Annotated in this window: 13 protein-coding genes and 1 pseudogene; 11 read left to right on the forward strand and 3 right to left on the reverse strand. The window is 71.4% G+C overall.

Going from position 1 to position 19,833, the window contains the following annotated elements:
• Nucleotides 1–60 precede the first annotated feature (60 nt).
• From QMO56_RS23815 to QMO56_RS23840, 6 genes are all read left to right on the forward strand, one after another.
• Nucleotides 61–966, forward strand: coding sequence for an MBL fold metallo-hydrolase (locus QMO56_RS23815; RefSeq protein WP_283529758.1), 906 nt, complete (start codon nt 61–63; stop codon nt 964–966).
• 6 nt (nt 967–972) lie between these two features.
• Nucleotides 973–1,395, forward strand: coding sequence for a YeeE/YedE family protein (locus tag QMO56_RS23820; RefSeq protein ID WP_283529760.1), 423 nt, complete (start codon nt 973–975; stop codon nt 1,393–1,395).
• A 5-nt stretch (nt 1,396–1,400) separates the two neighbouring features.
• Nucleotides 1,401–1,838, forward strand: coding sequence for a DUF6691 family protein (locus QMO56_RS23825; protein WP_283529761.1), 438 nt, complete (start codon nt 1,401–1,403; stop codon nt 1,836–1,838).
• A gap of 274 nt (nt 1,839–2,112) precedes the next feature.
• Nucleotides 2,113–2,898 carry an IS5 family transposase gene (locus QMO56_RS23830; protein WP_283529762.1) on the forward strand — a complete coding sequence of 262 codons (786 nt, stop codon included), beginning with the start codon at nt 2,113–2,115 and terminating at the stop codon, nt 2,896–2,898.
• Between the two features lie 55 nt (nt 2,899–2,953).
• Entirely contained in the window at nt 2,954–3,073 is a 120-nt protein-coding gene (locus tag QMO56_RS23835) for a DUF1264 domain-containing protein (RefSeq protein ID WP_283529763.1), read from the forward strand.
• A gap of 323 nt (nt 3,074–3,396) precedes the next feature.
• Nucleotides 3,397–4,014: a YajG family lipoprotein gene (locus tag QMO56_RS23840; RefSeq protein ID WP_283529764.1), complete on the forward strand. Its 618-nt coding sequence runs from the start codon at nt 3,397–3,399 to the stop codon at nt 4,012–4,014.
• Nucleotides 4,015–4,124: 110 nt separating this feature from the next.
• Here the strand turns inward: QMO56_RS23840 and QMO56_RS23845 are convergent, their stop codons facing one another.
• Nucleotides 4,125–4,640 carry a thermonuclease family protein gene (locus QMO56_RS23845; RefSeq protein ID WP_283529765.1) on the reverse strand — a complete coding sequence of 172 codons (516 nt, stop codon included), beginning with the start codon at nt 4,638–4,640 and terminating at the stop codon, nt 4,125–4,127.
• Between the two features lie 47 nt (nt 4,641–4,687).
• Here QMO56_RS23845 and QMO56_RS23850 point away from each other — a divergent pair, with 47 nt between their 5' ends.
• The 5 genes from QMO56_RS23850 to QMO56_RS23870 all read left to right on the forward strand — a co-directional run bounded on the left by QMO56_RS23850 (nt 4,688) and on the right by QMO56_RS23870 (nt 17,593).
• Entirely contained in the window at nt 4,688–5,767 is a 1,080-nt protein-coding gene (locus QMO56_RS23850; protein WP_283529766.1) for a hypothetical protein, read from the forward strand.
• Nucleotides 5,764–6,420 (forward strand): RES family NAD+ phosphorylase, encoded by a 657-nt coding sequence (locus QMO56_RS23855; RefSeq protein WP_283529768.1) that lies wholly within the window; start codon nt 5,764–5,766, stop codon nt 6,418–6,420. Before QMO56_RS23850 ends, QMO56_RS23855 begins: the two co-directional genes overlap by 4 nt.
• 894 nt (nt 6,421–7,314) lie before the next feature.
• The gene (locus QMO56_RS23860; RefSeq protein ID WP_283529769.1) at nt 7,315–11,508 is read left to right on the forward strand and encodes a sigma factor-like helix-turn-helix DNA-binding protein; all 4,194 of its coding nucleotides are present in this window, start codon (nt 7,315–7,317) and stop codon (nt 11,506–11,508) included.
• Between the two features lie 12 nt (nt 11,509–11,520).
• Nucleotides 11,521–16,788 (forward strand): DEAD/DEAH box helicase, encoded by a 5,268-nt coding sequence (locus tag QMO56_RS23865; protein WP_283529770.1) that lies wholly within the window; start codon nt 11,521–11,523, stop codon nt 16,786–16,788.
• A 124-nt stretch (nt 16,789–16,912) separates the two neighbouring features.
• Nucleotides 16,913–17,593 carry a bifunctional 2-polyprenyl-6-hydroxyphenol methylase/3-demethylubiquinol 3-O-methyltransferase UbiG gene (locus QMO56_RS23870; protein WP_283529771.1) on the forward strand — a complete coding sequence of 227 codons (681 nt, stop codon included), beginning with the start codon at nt 16,913–16,915 and terminating at the stop codon, nt 17,591–17,593.
• 35 nt (nt 17,594–17,628) lie between these two features.
• Here QMO56_RS23870 and QMO56_RS23875 read toward each other — a convergent pair whose 3' ends face one another.
• Together QMO56_RS23875 and tnpC are read right to left on the reverse strand one after the other, a co-directional pair.
• Nucleotides 17,629–18,228: a plasmid pRiA4b ORF-3 family protein gene (locus tag QMO56_RS23875; RefSeq protein ID WP_283529772.1), complete on the reverse strand. Its 600-nt coding sequence runs from the start codon at nt 18,226–18,228 to the stop codon at nt 17,629–17,631.
• Nucleotides 18,185–19,813: pseudogene (gene tnpC / locus QMO56_RS23880) on the reverse strand (IS66 family transposase). The gene QMO56_RS23875 and the pseudogene tnpC overlap by 44 nt, the downstream one beginning before the upstream one ends.
• Nucleotides 19,814–19,833 lie beyond the last annotated feature (20 nt).

Here is a 19,833-nt window from a genome sequence, read left to right on the forward strand (position 1 = left end):
CCTGACCAGGGGCGACCCGCCCGCTCCCAACAACGCGGCCAGACCTGAAAGGAAACAGCGATGTCCAGAAATCACCCGGTGGTCACCGGCTTCTACCACGAGGACACCAACAGCATTGCCTACGTCGTGGCGGACCTGGCAACGAGGCGCTGCGCCATCATCGACCCGGTGCTCGACTTCGACCGCGCCTGCCGCGGCACCCACACCACCTTCGCCGACCGGATGGCAACCTTTGTGCGAGAGCAGGGGCTGACGGTGGAGTGGATTCTCGACACCCATCCGCACGCCGACCATTTCTCCGCCGCGCCCTATCTCAAGGAGGTGTTCGGCGCACCGGCGGCGATCGGCGAGCAGGTCATCCGGGTGCAGAAGATCTGGAAGGAGATCTACAACCTCCCGGACTTCCCCGCCGACGGCTCGCAATGGGACCGCCTGTTCAAGGACGGCGAGCGCTTCCGCGTCGGCGCGCTGGAGGCGGAGGTTCTCTTCTCGCCCGGCCACACCGCGGCTTCCATCACCTACGTCATCGGCGACGCCGCCTTCGTGCACGACACGCTGTTCATGCCGGACGGCGGCACCGCGCGGGCCGACTTCCCCGGCGGTGACGCCCGCGCGCTCTACCGCAGCATCCAGCGCATCCTCGCGCTGCCGCCGGAGACGCGCGTCTTCACCGGCCACGACTACCAGCCGGGCGGGCGCGAGCCGCGGTGGGAGTCCACCGTCGCCGAGCAGCGCGCGCACAACACCCATCTGCGGGATGGCGTGACCGAGGGAGCCTTCGTCCAGGCGCGCGAGGCGCGTGACCGCACGCTGCCCTTCCCGGCCCTGCTGCTCGATGCGCTGCAGGTCAACATCCGGGGCGGGCGGCTGCCCGAGCCGGAGGCGAACGGCGTCGCCTACCTGAAGATCCCGCTGAACCAGTTCCGCGAGACCGGCTGCACCGCCGTCCGCGCATCGAAGGGCTGAGTTGCCGTGGAGAACTTCACCCCTGTCTCCGCCGCGCTGGGCGGCGCACTGATCGGCCTGTCCGTGCTGATCCTCTGGCTCGGCAACGGCCGCATCGCCGGGATCAGCGGCGCGGTCGGCGGTCTCATCAAGCCGCAGGCGGGCGAGGTCGCCTGGCGCGTCGCCTTCCTGGCGGGGCTCATCGGCGCTCCCCTCGCCTACACGCTGCTCCTCGGCGCGCCGGAGGTCACCATCCGCTCCACCTATCCCACCCTGGTGGTGGCCGGGCTGCTCGTCGGCTTCGGCAGCCGTCTCGGCAGCGGCTGCACCAGCGGGCACGGGGTCGCGGGCATCGCCCGGCTGTCGCGCCGTTCCATCACGGCCACCGGCCTGTTCATGCTCGCCGCCGCCGTGACCGTCTTCATCGCCCGCCACGTTGTCGGAGGCTGACCGCCATGGGCCGCATTCTCGTCTCGCTCGCCTCGGGCTTGATCTTCGGCCTGGGACTGGTCGTCTCGCAGATGATCAACCCGCAGAAGGTGCTCGCCTTCCTCGACGTCGCCGGGGACTGGGACCCGAGCCTGGCCTTCGTCATGGGGGCCGCCATCCCGGTGGCCGCCCTGGGCTTCGCCCTCGCCAAGCGACGGCGGGCGCCGCTCTGCGCTGCCTCCTTCTCCGGCCCGACCAAGACGGCGGTGGACAGCCGCCTGGTCGTCGGCTCGCTCATCTTCGGCGCCGGCTGGGGCCTGGCCGGATTCTGCCCCGGCCCCGTGCTGGCCGCCGCCCTCCTGGCCGGTGCGCCCGCACTCGTGTTCCTGGCGGCGATGCTGGTGGGTATGGGGGCCTTCACACTGACTGACCGACGCCTGTCCAGACGCGCCCAGCTGGCCTGAGGGAGAACGCCTCCGGGCCCCGCCGCGACCGTCGGTTGGAGCGCTCTGCCCATGGCGGGCAGCGCAAGTGGCGCTGCGGGCGGTCGTTGCCTGATGCCGCATGGTTGCGCGGCTCCCGCGGTACCCACGATGGCACAGGAGTGGCTGGGCCACTTCGACTGCTCGGGGCGCTGCGGGGCCGCCGCCTGCTAGAGCGTGTTGCGGACCTTGTGCGTCCCCAGATGAGAGGGGAGGATCTCCTGATCCCCACTGCTACCGTTATCCGACCGACAGCATGGAGGAGGAGTGGGCGTTCGCCGCGCCCTACTTGACGCTGCTGCCGGAGGATGCCGGACAGCGCCGTCATGCGTTGCGCGCCTCCTACGATGCGCTGCGCTGGATTATCCGCGCTGGGGCGGCCTGGCGGATGCTGCCGGGTGACTTTCCGCCCTGGCACATGGTCTACGATCAGGCGCGGCACTGGCTGGCGGCGGACTGCTTCGAGGCCATGGCGCACGACCTGTGGGCCTTGCTGCGGCTGGCCGAGGGGCGCGCCGCCGCGCCAAGTGCCACCATCCTCGACAGCCGGACGCTGCGGTCCACGCCCGAGAGCGGTTCCCGGGCCGGGTATGACGGCGCCAAACGGCAGAAGGGCTCCAAGCTGCACGCCGCCGTCGACACCTTGGGCCATCTGCTGGCGCTGCACGTCACCCCGGCCGACCAGCAGGACCGTGCCCAGGTTGGCCAGCTCGCCGCCGCCATTCAGGAAGTCACCGGCGAGACGGTCGAGCTCGCCTATGTCGAGCAGGGCTACACGGGAGAGAAACCGGCCAAGGCCGCCCAGGCCTGCCGCATGGCCCTGCATGTCGTCCGCACCCCGGAGGCCAAGCGCGGCTTCGTCCTTCTGCCCCGCAGGTGGGTCGTCGAACGGAGCTTCGCCTGGGCGGCCCGTTTCCGGCGCCTCGCCCGTGACTACGAGCGACTGCCCCAGACCGTCGCAGGCCTGCACTTCGTCGCCTTCGCCACCCTCATGCTCACAAAAGCCATCGCCGCCTTCGACTTGGTCCGCAACACGCTCTAGCCGTTTCTGACGCGTTGCAGCTGCCCCTTCCTCCTCCATGACCGGAAACCGGAGCATGACCAAGACGCGCGAGCGCATGGAAGCCCACCACTACTGCAAGCAGGTCAACTCGGATTTCCTGCAGTGCGCGTCGTTCGACGGCAACACCGAGAATGCCAATTTGATCGGGATCTAGTACATCATCTCCGAGAAGCTGTTCGAGAGCCTGCCGGAGGACGAAAAGGGTGCTTTGCGGATAGAATTTCTGCAACTGGGTGCTTCTCTCCGCGGCAGAGATGGAGGGCGGGCCACCGTTGAGGCGCACGATCTGGACTGGAAGTTCAGGCCGGGGGCGAGCACTCGCGTCACCATCCTGCCCTGACCCGCAGCCTGGGCGGCGCTCGTCAGAACACTGGCCGTGATGCACTCCAGCAGCTGAGAGGCAGTCACCTTTCTGCCTGAAAGTCTACTATTTGGTTTTTCTGCCTGTTACGGTTTCATCCTCCCAAGGAGAAACCGATGCGGATTCTTGCTATTTTGGCGCTTCTCACCCTCGCGAACTGCGCCTTCACAACGGACTATATAGACGTCACCTACGGCGCAGCTCGGTCTCAGCCGCAGCTTCCGGGCGCGTCGGCAGTGGGTCTTACCGTCACGGCGGAGGATGCTCGGACCGACCATCGGGACCGCGTCTCCAGCAAGCGGAACGGCTTCGGCATGGACACGGCCCCCATCCTGTCCACTACCGACGTGGTCGCCGAAACCAGCCGCGCGATCGGCGCGGAACTGATGGCCAAGGGCTTCCGGCTCGGCGGCAATGATGCACGAGTCGAAGTGGACGTCCTTCGGTTCTACAATGAGTTCCGAATGGGCTTTTTCGCCGGGGATGCTGTGTCCGAGATCACACTGAACGTCCAGGTGCTCGACCGGCTTGGACGGCCGGTCTACTCGCGCATCTACTCGGCCAAGGGGCTAGAGCCCAATATCCAGGTCATGGTCGGGCACAACGCCGAGGCATCTCTGAATAATGCCCTAAAGAAGGTCGTCCCCCTGGTGGTGGACGATCCTGCGTTCCTGAACGTGCTGCTATCGCAAGGCGCCTATTCGATACCCGGTTCAATCTCACCGACCAGCTGATCAGACCTGCGCCTCCTCAAACCGGAACGTGGTCTCGCCGAAGGCTGGTGCGCGGGCAGCGATCTGGGAGTGACTGCTCCTAAACCTGCAGAGAGGGGCCGTTCAGCGGATCAGCCTCCCTGAGCCGCCTGCCGCTTCCGGTGCTGCTGCCGGCGCCAGTCCCAGGGCGGCACGCGCTCGGCCTCGGGCAGCGCCCAGAGCCCCCGCCGATCGTTCCGCGCCGCCTGCTCCAGTACCAACAGTGCCGGGTCATGCGCGTACTGCCGGTACACCCAGGCGGCGCCCTGCCGCACCAGCGCGGCGTTGACGTCCGTCCGGCCGACGAACACGCGGCCGATCGTGCGGCCGTAGCGGTCGGTGTCCACCACCACCACGCGGGCTTCCTGGCGGAAGGCCATCTCGGCCAGCGCCTGCCGGGCGCGGGTGCCGTAGGGCTGCCGGCTTTCCGGGGTGTCGATCTCGGCCAGGCGGACCCTCACCTGGCGCTTCTCCGGCGTCAGCAGGGTCAGGGTGTCGCCGTCGTGCACGCCGACCACCCGGCCGCGCAACTCGGCGGCGAGGGCGGGGTGGACGAAGAGGGAGAGGGCGAGGAGGAGCGGCGCGAGCAGCCGGCGGGAAAGACGCATGCGGCAGGATAGGCCGCGGCGGCGATTGCCGCTATGCGAGCAAGACCATGGCGTATTTCCTTGTCGCGGATCTCACCACCCTCTGGGGCTGGGGTCGCACGCTGCAGGCCGCGGAGGCGCTGGCCTGGTGGAACGCTGAGGCGATGGACATGCTCCACGAGGGGCCGCGCCTGAGCCTGTCCGATCACCGGGTGCCCCGCTCCGTCTGGGCCGACCAAGTCGACCTCTATGAGGGCACCGAAGCGCTGTACCGGCTGGCCCTCGCGCAGGGCCACGCGGCGCCCTTCCGGCTGCTCACCAACGGCCGGCTGGGAGAGGTCGCCGCGCCGCAGGAGGGGAGGAGTTCTGAGCGGCACGGTCGCCGAGTTGACGAACTTGACGAAATCGCGGCGGCAGGCGAGATTGGGGGCATGCCGCCCGCCGCCCGCTCCTCCACGCCCCGCAAGCCGACCGGAACCGGCGCCTCCCGCCCGCGCGCCGCACGCCCGGCCCAGGTCAAGGTGCCGCCTGGCCTCTCGGCCGAGGAGGCGCGGCGGGCCCTGGCGGCCGTCGCCCAGGGCGCCGCGGCCGTGCAGCGGACCCACCGGGGGGTGACGCTGGGCCTGGAGCCCACCTCGGGCCGCAGCGCCAGCCGCTTCCGGATCGTCCGGCTGCCGCAGCGCGCGCCTGTAGCGCCCCCGGACAGTGCCGAGGCAGCGGAACTGCCCCCCGAGGCCGCGCGCGCCGCCCTGCAGCGCGCCTATGCTCGTGGCGCCGAGGCCGCCGCCGGGCTGCTGGCGGGACCGGACATGCTTTCCTCCGATGCGCTGGCGGCGCGGCTCCACCTGTCGCGCGAGGCGGTCCACCAGAAGCGCCGCCGCGGCGAGTTGCTCGGGCTCGAGGGCGCCAAGCGGGGCGTCCGCTTCCCGGCCTGGCAGCTGGATGCCGACGGCCGGCCGCTGGCCGCGCTGCCGGCGCTGCACGCGGTGCTGGGCGAGCCCTGGGCGGTGTTCCGCTTCCTCCGCCAGCGTCATCCGGAACTCGGCCTGCGCACGGGCCTGGAGGCCGCCAGCGATCCGCGGCAAGCCGCCGCGGCGGTTGCGCTCGCGCGTCGCGTCGGCGGCGCCTTCAGCCCGGCGGGGGCGTGACCGACCGGCGGGCTCGGGCCCATCCGCCGCGCCGCACGACCGACCTGCGCCCGGCCACGGCAACCATTGCGCCGGGCGCACGCTGGGTCCGGCTGGTGCGGGCAGCGCACCCGGAGGCGCTCGGGGTGGGGCCCGGCCCTTCGCGCTTCTCCGATCCGCGGCTCGCTCGGAGACGTCCGCCCCGCTGGCTGCCGCTCTACCTCGGCCAGTCCTTCACCCTCTGCCTACAGGAAGCGCTGCTGCGCGACCGCGCCAATGCCGCGCCGCCCGGCCCCTTTCTGGTCGCGGAGACAGAACTGGCGCTTTGGGACTGGGCCGCGATCGAGGTGGTGCGGCCGCTGCGGGTGGTCGATCTCCGGGGCGCGGCCCTTGCCCGCTCGCGGGTGCCGACCGACGTGGTGGGGGCGGCCGATCATCGCCTCGCCCGCGCCTGGGCGGCCGCCTTCCACCGGCATCCAGCCGGCTTTGACGGCATCGCCTTTCCCTCGCGCTTCCGCACCGGTGACAACCTGGCGCTCTTCCATGACCGTGTGGTGGATGCGCTGCGGGTCGTCTCACGTCGGCCCGTGCTCGACAGCCCGGTCGAGCTGGGCCGTGCCTGTGAGGCGCTCGATCTGGCCATTGTCGCAAGACCGTCCAATCCTGACGCCTGAGGCCGAAATCATCGTCACGGCCGCCGCGGCGATGCTGCTCATCCGGCCTTGGCCCAACCTGCGGAACGGCTTGGGACCCCACCGCCGCTCCACCAGGGCCGCCCGCTCATACCGGCGAGCGGAAGTTCTGACACATCGCCATAGGCTCAGCCCGTGGCACCTTCGGTAGGAGCCGGTTACCCACACCCCAGGTAGACGGGTCAGTATCTCGGCTCGCTGGTATGACCTCAACTTGGCCTGGGTTGCGAGCCCACCCTAGCCAAGCGAGGGCCGGGGCGGTGCTGGCGGAGGCCTGAGCAAGGCCTCTGGCTTGCTGCGGGCGAAGTTCAGCGGTAAAATCAACCGAGAGGGGAGAGACTGAACAGGCATCTCAGATCATTCGTGCCGTTGCTCGCCCTGCAGGCCAGCTGAATGGCGCATCGCTTGCCGGGTAGTCAGGTGTCTCAGTTACAATCCTTGCCCAAAGCTGGCCTCTTTCGCCGTGCGGCATCCCTCCTTGGACGCCTTGTAAGACGGAAAAGCACCCCTGAGGCGCCAGCAGCGGAAGCGCCTCCGGCTTCTCCACCAGAACTCGGACGCCAGCACCCCGTCAGTCCGGTCAAAGCTCCACTTGCGACCGCAGCGTCCCTTAAAGCGGCACCCCGGGAAGCCCCACTGGCCGCAACGTCGCCCAGTCCAACGTCAAGGCTCCCCGAGGCCACGCCGCCCGCCCCTCTAGCGGCAGACCTGGCCCAGGCTGCCTCGCCCAGCGGCACCGCCGATCCTGACGCCATCATCGCCGGGCCCGCAGACAATGGCGGTCCGGAGGAGCCCGCCCAACCCCATGAGCGGCAACGACACGTCACCGAGCCAACCTGCCCTGCTCCAGCCGACTGCACCCCGGCTGACCTCGTCGTGGAGGCGGTGGCCCAGGAGCAGCCGCGTTGGCCGGAGATGGTCGGCCTCGACGTGCTGGGCGGGCTCGACGCCGATGCGACCCCTGATGCCATTGCGGGCGAGCCGGGCGGCGAGGAGTTGCCGCTTCGCCTGGTAGAGGATGTCTGGGCCGAGCCTACCGCCCGCAAGCTGCTCCGACCTCTGCTCGTCGGGCGTCTGGCCCCGGCTGGCACGCCGGATCTGGGCATCCACAGGGCCGGGCTGATGGCGGCGGTGCCGAGCTTGGCTCCTGACACCCGGTCCATCCTCTGGACCGTCGAGGTACCGCAGCCCGAGTTCGACGACTGGCGGCGCACCACGCCCCATGCCGAACCGGCGCTGCGGGCCATCGGCCGCTGGCTGCTCGACGGCGGCAAGAGCCTGGGTGCCGCCTACGCAGCGGAGTTCACGGCCGAGGCGCTCATGGATGTCTTCCTCGCCCGGTTCGAGGGGCGCCAGAAGCAGCTCCTTCTCGCGCGGGCGGACGGACGGACGCTGCAGGAGCTTGCCGACAAGCAGGGAGTGACACGCGAGCGCATCCGCCAGATCAGCACCAAGACGCTGCGCATCCTGGCGGCCGATCTGGCGAGGGCACAGGGGGTCTTCATGCCCGCCGTCCAGGCGCTGGCCCACCACGCCGAGGCGCTGGCGGGGCGGGTTCTCACCGCCGCGTCCGAGGCGGAGAGCATCCTTCGGTCAGGCACGGAGCGCCGCTGGATCTGTCGCGCGCTGCCGCCGTCGGAGGCGCGGGTTCTGCTGATCCTGGACGATGCCGCGGCGGAGATGCCGCCCGAGGAGGCCGCCGCCTTCGATCCCCTGTCTCGGATCGGCCGCCCGCTTGCCGGGGGCAGGACATCGCTCCCCTGGTCGGACGACGACATCGCGCGGTTGCGGGACGCCTTTGCCTCGGCCTGCGGCGAGCGGCGGTTCTCCTCCCTTTCGGATGTCGCGCACGAGGCTGCATTGCCGGAGGCCGCCGTCAGGGATCTCGCGGCGCTGGCGGGGCTCAGCATTCACGGTCCCGCCGTCCTCGACTCCAACTGGAAGGCTGCGGACCTCCGCGGCGCCTTCGCGGCATCCGTCCTGGCGAAGGCGGGCCGCCCGCTGCACCAAGCCGAGATTTTCATGGCGGGCCTCGGGGACACCGCCTTCCCGGAGTGGTCGTACCGTGGCCTGATCCAGGCCCTGCAAGCGGCGCCGGAGGCGTTCCGCTCGGACGGCAGCAGCCTGTGGGCTCTCCGGGAAGGCCTTGAAGGCGGCGCCGACGTCGTGGACCTGCGTCCGGATTGCCCGCGCATGCGGGCTGGACCGGATGCGCGCACTCCGCCTTTCAGCCCCCGGCAGCGCCTGCTGGCAGGCCTCGACCCGGCCGGCCCCGCGTTCGTCGCGGAGGCGGCGGCTCGCATCGGCGCCGCGCTGCGGCACCTGCCGGGCGACGGCCCCCGCTCGCTCGCGGAGGTGGTCGGCGATCCGGCCGATCTGGACACCCTGCTCGCCTGGCTTCACGCTCCATGGCCGCAGGGTGGCAGCATCGACAGTGCCCCGGTGGGCCTCTGCCTCCTAGCGGCTTCGGTCGCCGCGACCCGGCGGACGGCGACCGAAGGCTGGGGAACATGGGAGACCCTGCGGAACGCGTGCGGCATGGATGCCCGTCGCGCCCTCTTCAACACCCAGGATGCCCCGGAGCACCGCACGCTCTCGGCCATCCTGCGCGCGGTCGCCACCCACCGGCTCCGCCACGCGCTGGACCATCAGGGCGATCCCTGGGTCACGCTGCTGAGGCTCCAGTGGGGGTTCCGGCGCGCCGACCTCGCCTCCCTGCCACACTGGCTGCGCGACAATGAGGAGCCCCCTCCAGCCATCCGCCACCTTGCCGCCGCCCCGGAGACCGGCGTGGCGGAACTCTGGTCGGCGCTGAAGGCGGCGGCCTCGGGCAGGCCCAACGCCGAGGCGCTGATGGCAGCCGAGACCCTGCCCTGGTGGCCGGACTGGTCCGTGCGGGAGGTTCTTGACCGGCTGGCCGACCCGGCTCCGGTGCGCCCGCGCGGTGGCAGATGCCCGGATGACGCGACGCCGGGCGACGACCGCGCCGCCACGGGCGAGGGCACGCTCAAGCAGGCGCTGCCACAGCTTGCGACACGCCTCAGCGAGGCGGGGGATCGCTTCGAGGTCCACCTCCCGCCCCGTCTCTCCCTGCCGCCGGGCCCTGTCGTCGCTTCCGGGGAGGGCTTTCGCGTGGGCGGCGTCGTCGGAGCGACCGGGGAAGTCGCCTGGCACCACGGAACCGGCTGGCTCGCCTTGCCGCTGCGCGGCCCAGGCGCGCGCGACCTTCGGATCGAGGCGGCCGCGGCGGATGATCCGCTGTTGCTGCACGTCCGCCTCTGGGACCCGGAGGCGTTCCTGGCTGTCTTCGACCTCGCTCGGGCGGGCCGGACCGCGCTCGACCCCTATGCCGCGAATCTCTCCCCGGCAGGACCCCATGCCCTGCTGCTGCACGAGGGCCTCGCCGCCTCGGCGGCGGCCGACGAGGAGGCGGCGCTGGATGGCGGCTACCGCCTGCTCGTCTACCGCAAGGGCCTGCCGGACAGGTTCGAGGTCGCCTGCGACGGCCAGGCGGTCTGGCAGTCCCAGCGGCAGGAGGCGCGACCCGTCCTCGACATGCCCCCGGCCACGCTCTCCGGCGACGGCGGCAAGCTCGGCTGGGGGCAGACCTGCGCCATCGAGGCGAGCGGCCTGCCGGACGGCTTCGTGCCGTCCAGGGCCCATGTCGGCGGCCAGACGCTGCGGCCGAGCGGCGGCGGACCGCCCTGGAAGTTCGAGGGGTACGTCCTGCTCCCTGGCGCCGATCCGGCACACCTGAAAGCACGCATCGAGGGCAGGCTGGACGGCGTGCGCGCAGCCGTGCCCGCCGTGGTCCATGTCCGGCGCCCGGAACGTGGCGCGGCGCTTCGGCGCGACGGCACCGTCAGGCACCTCCTGTCCTCCTCGGTCGTGGACCGGACGCGTGATGCGGGCAGCCGCCTCTGGGTGTCGCGGCCTGCCGACGAGGCTTCGGCAGATTATGTGGTGCTGGAGGGCGTTCGTCCCGCCGCGCGCCACGGATATCACGGCGCCCTGCTCTCCGGCGTGCTGGTCGCGCTCGGTGAGCCTCTGACGGTCGCGCCGGGCAGCTTCAACCGGAACGGCCGCTCCTTCCCGGTCGCCGCGGCGGTCCTGGACCGGGTCGTGATCGCCTCCGCGTCACCAGAGGGCGGCACGCTGCGGCTGACCTTCTCCGCCCCGCTGTCCTGGAGCGAGGGCCACCGCGTGCATGGATGGGGACGCTGGGGCTCCGCCGAACTGGCTGTCGGGAGGGCCTCGCCGGACGGGATGCACCTGGATGTCGAGCCGCCCCGGGACGACTTGGCCGGGATCGTGGTCTCGCACGGGAGCGCGTGGCTGGGCTCCGCCTATCTGCGTCCTGACCCGATTGCCGAAACGGCGGAATTCCTTGCCGACGGCGACCTCGAGGAGCGTCTGGGCTTTGCGCTCTCGGCCAGGCTGCCCCTGCTCGGCGGGGCGGCCTTGAAGGCCGCAGGCCAAAGATTGCTCGGCGCGGACCGGGCCACCCTTGCCGTCCTCCTGCGCGGCATCCCTGACACGCAACGGGAGTACGTCGCGGGCCGCCTCCTCGCGCGGTGGGTCCACCGCAGCGACGAGGCAGCAGCCCTCGTGCGCGATTTCGAATCTGCGCTCGAGCATTCGCGTCCCGCAGCGCCCCTTCTGGAACGCCTGGTCCGGGCTGCCCCCTGCGCGGCCGCACGCATCCTCCGCGACGGCATGGAGGGCATGGCGCGCGCCCGGCAGAAGCGTCTGCTCACCGCACTCATGATCCGGACCTGGCCCCCGGGCCTCCCGGACGGCTGCGGGATGCCCTCGCCCGGCGATCCCGACCGCTGCGCCGCCGAGGCGGACGCCACGCTGCTCGAGGTGGCGTGCCGCGCGACGCGGACCGACCGCCAGTTCCTCGCCTCGCGCGCCGAGGCGAGCATCGCGTCCCTTGCCTGGGCGGCGTCTCAGCAGGTCCAGCCTCAGGAACAGCCCGAAAACCTCGCGACGGCGCTGGCGCTGCCGCCCGTCCGCCGCTGGATCGCCGCGCACCTCCTGGCGCGGCTGATCCTGACCGGCCGCTGAAGGAGCCCCTGCGTGGAAGCCGAAAAGTCGCTCCAGATCGACGCCATCCGCACGCGCGGGTTCATGCAGGAGCGGCTCGTGGAGAGCGCCGCGTCCACCGCCTTCCTCCGCGACCCCGACCTCCAGGCGCGCGTGCGGGACATCTGGCTCGGCTCCGACGAGGACGGCGGCTGCGCCAGCGAGCTCTTCGTCGAGGGCACCTTCCCGGCGGAGGACGGAGGTGCCAGCGTGGACGACCTCGTCGCCGCAGGTACCTTCTCAGGCGCGCTGCGCGACCAGCTCGCCCGCTCGGGCCGCTTCCCGACATCCCGACCGCTCTACAGGCACCAGCGCGAGGCGGTCGAGATCGGGAACCGCCGCGACGGCCCCCGGCCGGTGATCGTGGTCAGCGCGGGCACCGGCATGGGCAAGACTGAGGCCTTCCTGCTGCCGCTGCTGAACGAGCTGCACTCGCGACCGCCATCGCGGCCGCGGGACGGCGTCCGCGCCATCGTGCTCTACCCGATGAACGCCCTGGTGAACGACCAGGTCGAGCGCCTGCACGGCTGGCTGAAGGGCCAGTCCGACTGCCGCCTCTTCCACTTCACGGGCGAGACCCCCGAGGACGACCGGGCGGCCGACAAGGCGAACTACCCGAGGTTCGACGACGGCTCCCGCCTGCGGACCCGGCAGGAGGCGCGGGCGAACCCGCCGGACGTGCTGATCACGAACTACTCCATGCTGGAGTACATGCTGATCCGGCCGCAGGACGCCCCGTTCTTCGGGAAGGATCTCAGCGTCTTCGTCCTCGACGAGATGCATCTCTACTCGGGGACGCTCGCCGCCGAGATCGCCCTGCTGCTCCGGCGCGTGCTGCTGCGTTGCGGGCGCAGGCCGGAGGAGGTGCTCTTCCTCGGCGCCTCGGCGACGCTGGGCGGCAGGCTCGAGGATTTCAGCGCGGCGCTGTTCTCGCGGTCGGCCGAAGATGTCCGCGTCATCGAGGGCAGGCGCGCCAGGCCCACGCTCCTGCCGCCCGATCCGCCCATCGCGCCGGTCGCGGCGGAGGACGTTCCCGACCCGCTGCCGGACACCCCGTTCCTGGATCAGGATGGGCTGGTGGACGACCCGGAGACGGCAGCGGCGGTCGCGGCTGAGTGCGCCCGGCTGGCGGGCGCGGCGGCCCAGGAGGCCGCCGCGCGCCACCGGCGCCCCGCGCAGGCGCTCGCCGAGATCCTCAGCCGCGCGCCCCTCATGCGCCGGGTTCAGGATCTGCTGTGGGACGCGACATCGCGCCGTGACATCCTGCCGCTCGACAGGATGTCGCGGGACCTCTGGGGACGGGCCGACCAGGCCGCCCGGCGTGCCACGGAGCGGGTCCTCCGCCTCGGCGCCCGGGCCCGCTGGCGCTGGGACGAGCTGCCGCTGTTCCCGCACAAGATCCATTTCCTTGTCCGCAGCCCGGTCGCGCCGATGGCCTGCGTGAACCCCGACTGCTCCCACGCGTCCGGCCACCGCCTGCCCGGCGCGGGCCCGGTGCTGTCGGGCAGCCGGGAAACCTGCCCGGCCTGCGCGTCGCAGACCCTGCCGCTGGCCCGATGCCGGTCCTGCGGCGAGTGGTTCCTTGCGGCCACCCACAGCGGCAAGGACAACCGATTCCGACCACTGCGGGACTGGGACGAACGGGACCAGCCGGAGGACGACGAAGAACGCGCGGGCGATCTGAGGTCGCGCCTGTTCCTGCGCCCCGCGGCACCGGACGCCGAGAGCTGGGTGCCCTACCAACTCTCGGACGGCAGGCGCGAGATCCTGGGGCCGCATGTTCGCCTTGCGGATCACAGCGCCTGTCCTTGCTGCGGCGAGGCCGAGTTCGGCCTCGTCCAGTTCGCCGACGAGCAGGGCATCGGGCTTGCCGCGGAGACGATGCTCGCCGCCATGCCGCCCTGGCCGGACGGCGGGCGGGCCTGTCGCCCGGCCGCCGGGCGGCGCCTCATCGCCTTCAGCGACACCCGGCAGTCCGCCGCACGGCTCGGCCCGTCGCTGACGGCGACGCATGAGGCGCAGATGTGCCGCGCCATGATCGCGGACTGCCTTCGCGAGGGCGCGGTCAACGAGGCGCGCCTGCGGCGGCTCCGTCGGCAGGAGGCGTCGCTCGCGGCGGAGCTCGAGGAGGCCGAGGGCGACGAGCGCGAGGCCATCCGCATCGACCTGGAGCGCTGCCGCGCCGACCTGCGGGCGGCGCTCTCGGGCGGCGACATGGGCTTCTGGCTGGAGCGCCTCAGGTCGCACCCCCTCGTGGCCGAGCTGTTCGACCGCGAGCGCGGCCAGAGCCACAAGGCCGAGGAGTGGGGGGACGAGGCGTGGGACGCGAACCGCGAGGGCGCGAAGCGGCGCCTCAGCGCCGTCCTGGCCCGCGAGTTCGCCGTGCCCTTCCCGACGGGCCTCGGCCTGGAGACCGTCGGACTCGCCGAGATCGTCTATCCCGGGCTCGACGAGCTCCGGCTGCCCGACGCCGTTGCCGGGCGCCTGCCCTCGGCCGGGGCCCGGGCTTCCCTCGCGGAAGCCTGGCCGGGGGTCCTGGTGGGGCTGCTCGACACGGTCCGTCTGAACCGCTGCGTGACCTTCGGGGACGAGGAGCTCGACCGCTCGGCGGCGAACTACCCGGTCGGCCGGTGGATGTCGCTGTCCGCCACCGCGCCCAACCTCAGCTCGTTCCTCCCGTCGCGGAGCGGGGGCTCGCGCCGGACCCTGTTCGTCGCGGACATCCTCCGCGCGGCGGGATGCGGCGAGGGCGAGGCGGCGGCGCTCGAGGCGCCCCTTCTCGAGGCCGCCTTCGGGCAGCTGCTTGGCGCGGCGAGGAACCGCACCCTCGCCTGGCTCGAGCTTGGCGACCGCCAGGCGGAAGGACGGGCGACCGTCGAGGCGCTGCGCATCCGGTTCTTCGGGCTGTCGCTGCGCGCGCCGCTCCAGGTCTTCCGTTGCCCCCGGACAGGCAACATCTGGCCGAGGACGGTCCTCGGCTGCGCCCCCATCCGGGGCTCGCGGGGCGGCCTCGAGCCCATCTCCCAGGAGGATCTCGACCGGCATCCCCGGGTCGCCCGCGCGCGGCGCGCCTACCGGGAGGAGGGCGCGCTTCGCATCGGCCTCTGGGCCGACGAGCACTCGGCGCAGCTCTCGGCCGAGGAGAACCGCAGGCTCCAGGAACTCTTCGTCAGGGGCGCGCGGAACATCCTGAGTGCCACGACGACGATGGAGGTCGGCATCGACATCGGCGGCCTCTGCGGCGTGCTGATGGCGAACATGCCGCCCGGCCTCGCGAACTACCTGCAGCGGGGCGGGCGCGCGGGGCGGCGCACCGACGGCTCATCCATCGTCTGCACCTTCGCCCGACGCCAGCCCTACGACCAGGCGGCGTTCGACGACTTCCAGTCCTTCTTCACGCGCAGGCTCCGCCAGGCCAACGTCATGCTGGAGCGCCCGGGCATCGCCCGCAGGCACCTCCAGGCCTTCCTGCTCGGCGAGTTCTTCCAGGCCATCCGCCCCCTGCAGGCGCGGTCGGGGGCGATGGACGCCTTCGGGCGCATCGGCGCCTTCTGCGGCGTGCGGCGCCTGCCCTACGCCCGGGAAGACTATGTCGGGACGCTCGAGCCCGAGCAGCCCATCGCCCTCGATGTCGGCGTCCGGCGGCCACGGCCCTGGTGGCAGGACGGGGCCGAGCCCGACCTTGCCGCGCAGTTCATGGCCTTTCTCGACCACGCGGCCGCCGAGCCCGGGGGGATCGACCGCATGGCGCGCATCCTCGTCGCCGGAACTGGCTTCGCGGACGAGGCGGCCAACTGGGCACCGTGCCTGCTCGGCGTGCGCGAGCGCCTCCGCGACGCCGTCGGCAAGTGGCGCGACGGCCACGCCAGGATCCTGGAGGCGTGGCTGGAGGAGAGCCGGTCCGGTGCCCGCGGGCAGCGGTCGCGCATGAACGCGCTTTCTCGGCAGGACCGCGAGATGCGCAAGACCACCGTCGTGGAGGAACTCGGCAACCGCAAGTTCCTGCCGCGCTACGGCTTCCCCATCGGCCTGCACACCCTTCTCGTGAACACCGAGAAGGACGACGCCGGGCGCTACAAGCTCCAGCGCGACGGCGCCATCGCCATCTCCGAATACGTGCCGGGCTCCGTCATCGTGGTCGGCGGCCAGTACGTCCGCTCCCGCGGCGTGCAGCGGGGCTTTGGCAACAGCCGCGAGGACACGGTCGGCATGACGCGCTGGCGCTTCCAGTGCGACGACGGGCACTCCCACTGCCTGCCTGTCATGGACGCCCCCGAGCGCCGGTGCGGGGTCGAAGGGTGCGTCGCCAGGATCAAAGCCAAGCCCGAGCGCTTCCTCGTCCCGCGGTTCGGCTTCGCCAGCGCGGCGTCCGACCCGCCGTCCTGGCACGGCCAGCGCCAGCGCGTCGGAACCGTGGACCTCGTGATCAACCACCGGGAGGGCGCCCGCAAGCGCGGCGAGATGGACTTCGGCCGCCTGACCGGGCTCCGGGCCGACTTCGTGGAGAACGTGGAGCTCCTCGCCGCCAATGCGGGCGCGGCCGGGTTCGGCTTTGCGGTCTGCACGGCCTGCGGGTACGCCGAGTCCGAGTCGAATGCGGGTGCCCAGGGCGCGGTGGACCTGCCGCCGGGCTTCTCGCGCCACCTCCCGCTGTTCCGTGCCTCCGGCCAGCTCTGCCCGGGCGCGACCAGCAAGGCGGCCGTGCTCCGGAACGTGAGCTTCGCGGCGAACCAGTTCACCGATCTCGTCCGCTTCGACTTCACCTCGGTTCCCGGCGTGGACGAGACGGCGCTCGTGACGCTCGGCCATGCCCTGGCGCTTGGTGCGGCCGAGGTGCTCGAGCTGGACCAGCGGGAGATCCGCATGGCCGCGGACCCTCTGGTGGACGATCGCCGGGTGGCGCGGGTGTTCGATGCCGTCGGGCATGGCGGGGGACACATGGCCGAGCTGTTCAGCCGGGCCGACGAGTGGCTCGACGCGGCGAGGACGGTGCTGTGGCGCTCCGACGCGCACCACGCCAAGTGCCGGACGGCATGCATCAGCTGCGTCCTGTCGTCGGCCAGCCAAACCGATGCCAAGAACGGCAGGCTCGACCGACGCCTCGCCCTCAATGTGCTGCAAGGGATGCGTGTGGGCGTCGGGGAAGGACCGCAACGGGAGGCGACCCGGCCCGCACCTTTCTCTGCAGCGCAAGGAGATATGCTGCAGGCACTCCTTGGAAGAAAACAGGCAGCCTCGTCGCGGCGCCCGGCAGGCCGATGACGCAGGCAAACGGGGAGTCGTCTGGCTCTTGGCTTGTCCGCATGCTTGCCGCCTGCGAGCGCAGCCACGTTCTTCAGGTCCGCCTGCGTCAACTTCGTACCGTGCGCCGCCATGGTGCCGGGTTATGCAGGTGAACGAGGCCCATGTCCTGGGACTGTACGAAGCGAACGCTGGCGCGGTTGTACCGCAATACGAGTCGGTCAGTCCCGCGACCCTGCACCTCTGGCTCCGGGACCTGCTGCCGGGGAGACCTGCAGCGGTGCTCGACGTGGGTGCGGGCACCGGGCGCGATGCTGCCTGGCTGGCCTCGCTCGGTCATGAGGTGGTCGCCGCCGAGCCTGCTGCCGCCATGCGTCGCGAGGCGGCCCGCCTCCATCCGGATCCGCGGATCCGATGGACCGAGGACGCCCTACCCGATCTCTCCGGCGTGCTGCGCTGCGGCCTGAGTTTCGACTTTGTGCTGGCGAGCGCGGTTTGGCAGCACGTTCATCCCTCGCAGCGCGCCCGTGCCTTCCGCAAGATGGTCTCTGTCCTGAAGCCGGGTGGTGTCCTTGCAGTCACCCTCCGGCATGGTCCTGGCACGGACGGGCGCGGCATGCACGCCGTATCCGCGGCGCGTAACTGGGCACCGAGTCCTGGCAAACGATTCTTGCTCATGCGGCAAACGATTCCTTCGCATCGACCAGGGGCGATCCGGCACCCGCGCGTCCCTGCTATACAGGCGCCGGACCGTATCCATACGGCCAAGGCCGCGGATGCCGAGGTCAGGTGGTGGGCGGCATTCGCCGCTACCGGTCAGGGCTGAGCTCCTCGGGGGTGCCGATCCTGGGAGGGCCTTGATCAGCTTGCTGGCTTGCGCCTGGTGGCTGGCTTGCGCGACCACGCCTTGGCGAGGTCTTCGACGGCCTTTGCATGCTCATCGAGATCGATTGTGTTGGGATCAAAAGGCGCCCCGACCCATTGGACCATCTCGGTATGGCTCTCGTGCTTCGGGTCGCCGATCGCCGCGAGGAGCTCGGCGTAGCCCCAAGGTCCGCCGACATCCTCGGGCGGGCAGCGCCCGGTGGCGTCGATCAGGAACGGGTATATGAGGCCGGGCATGGAATCGGTGATACGCTCGACCTTGACGGTGTGTTCCCAGCCGTCGCCGAAGTCGTAGAGGTACTTCAGCGTCTTCGCGCCGGTGTCCTCGAGGACGTCGAGGAGACGCGTCTTGCGCGCATCGAGCGGGCCGTCTCCCCAGTCCGGGTCGGGCACGCCCCAGCCCACGTCGCGGGCTCGGATCTCGTAGAGATGGCTGTTGGTCCAGCCCATGGCGGCCTGGAGCACCAGGTGCAGGCGATCGAGCCGGATGGTCAGCGGCACCTCGACGCGGCGCACCACTGCGGGCTTGACGTCATCGAGGGTGATCTTGAGCCGGGCGATGCTGGTGCTGGTCATGCGGCCGCCTTTCCCTCCCTTGCCTGGGCCCAGTCCAGGGCAGCAGCTCGTGCAGCCGCGAGGCGGGGTGGTCGGCGATGCGGGCCAGGACATCAGCCAGCCAGGTGCGCGGATCGACGTCGTTCAGCTTGGCGGTGTAGATGAGTGAGACCATCGCCGCGGCCCGGTCGCCGCCGCGGTCGCTACCCGCGAACAGCCACGATTTTCTTCCGAGGGCGATACCACGCAGCGCCCGCTCGGCCGCGTTGTTCGTCAGGCAGATCCGGCCGTCGCCGAGGAACCGGGCGAAGGCCGACCAGCGCGTCAGCATGTAGTCCATCGCCTTGGCGACCGGGTTGTGACGGGACAGCTTGCCGCGGTTCTCGCGCATCCAGGCCTCGAGTTCGGTGACCAGCGACGCGAGATGCTGCTGGCGAACGGCCAGGCGCTCTGCGGCAGGCAGGCCGTTGATGGCGCGCTCGGCATCAAAGATGGCGTCGATCCGCCGCACCGCCTCGATGGCGAGCGGCGCCCGCGACAACTCGGCCAGTTCGAATAGTTTGCGCCTGCCATGCGCCCAACACGCGGCCTCAGTGATCGGCCCCGGTTGTCGGTCGGCCTCGTAGAGCGCGTTGTATCCGGCATAGGCATCCGCCTGCAGGATGCCGGCATAGCCGGCCGGGTGCCGGTTCGGATGCTCAGCCGTTCGGTCGCGCGAGTAGCGGAACATCGCCGCCGGGGGTGCCCGGCCGCCAAAGGGCCGGTCGTCGCGGACATAGGTCCAGACCCGGCCGGTGATTGTCTTGCCCCGGGCCAGCACCGGGACGGTGGTGTCGTCGCCATGCAGTCGCTCGGCAGCGAGGACATGGCCGTCGATGAGCGTCATGAGCGGGGCGAGGTTAGCAGTGCAGGCGCCGACCTAGTCGGCGATGGTGGAGACGCTGAGCTCGATGCCCTGAAAGGCATAGGCCTCGCTCTGGCGGTTCAGCGGCAGGTGCTGACCGAACTTGGCCTCGAGGATCATGGCCAGCAGATTGGGGCCGGCCCGGCCGCGGGCGATGGGGTGGAAGGGTGCCGGCGGCTGGGTGACGGTCTCGCAGGAGCGGCAGGAGAACCGCTCGCGGACGGTCTGGACCACCTTCCACCGGATCGGCTCGACCTCAAGCGTCTCCGTCACGTCCTCGCCCAGCTTGGACAGCTTGCCACCGCAGCAGGGGCAGGCGGTCGGGCCCGGGATGACGACCCGCTCGCGCGGCAGGTGGGCCGGCAGGGGCGCCCGCACTGGCTGGCCGCGGGGCGGGCTGTCGGGGCGGCGGGTGCGGCCCTCCTTGTCGGTGGCCTTCTCCAGCTTGGTGGCGTCCTCGCCGGCAGCCGCCACCAGCTCGCCGAGTTCGAGCTCCAGCTGGTCGATCAGCTTGCGGCCGCGCTCGGAGGAGGCGCCGTACTTGTCCCGCTTCAGCCGGGCGATGAGCAGCTTGAGATGCGCCACCATCGCCTCGGCGCCGGAGGCGCGTGCCTCGGCCTCGCGCCGCGCCAGCTGCTCGGCCGCGAGTGCGGCACGCAGTGCGGCGATATCGTCGGGCAGGTTGTCCGGCGCGGCTGTCACGCCGGCGATGGAATCACACC

This window comes from Roseomonas sp. E05 (assembly GCF_030063475.1).
In the GTDB taxonomy this organism is placed as follows: Bacteria; Pseudomonadota; Alphaproteobacteria; order Acetobacterales; family Acetobacteraceae; genus Pseudoroseomonas.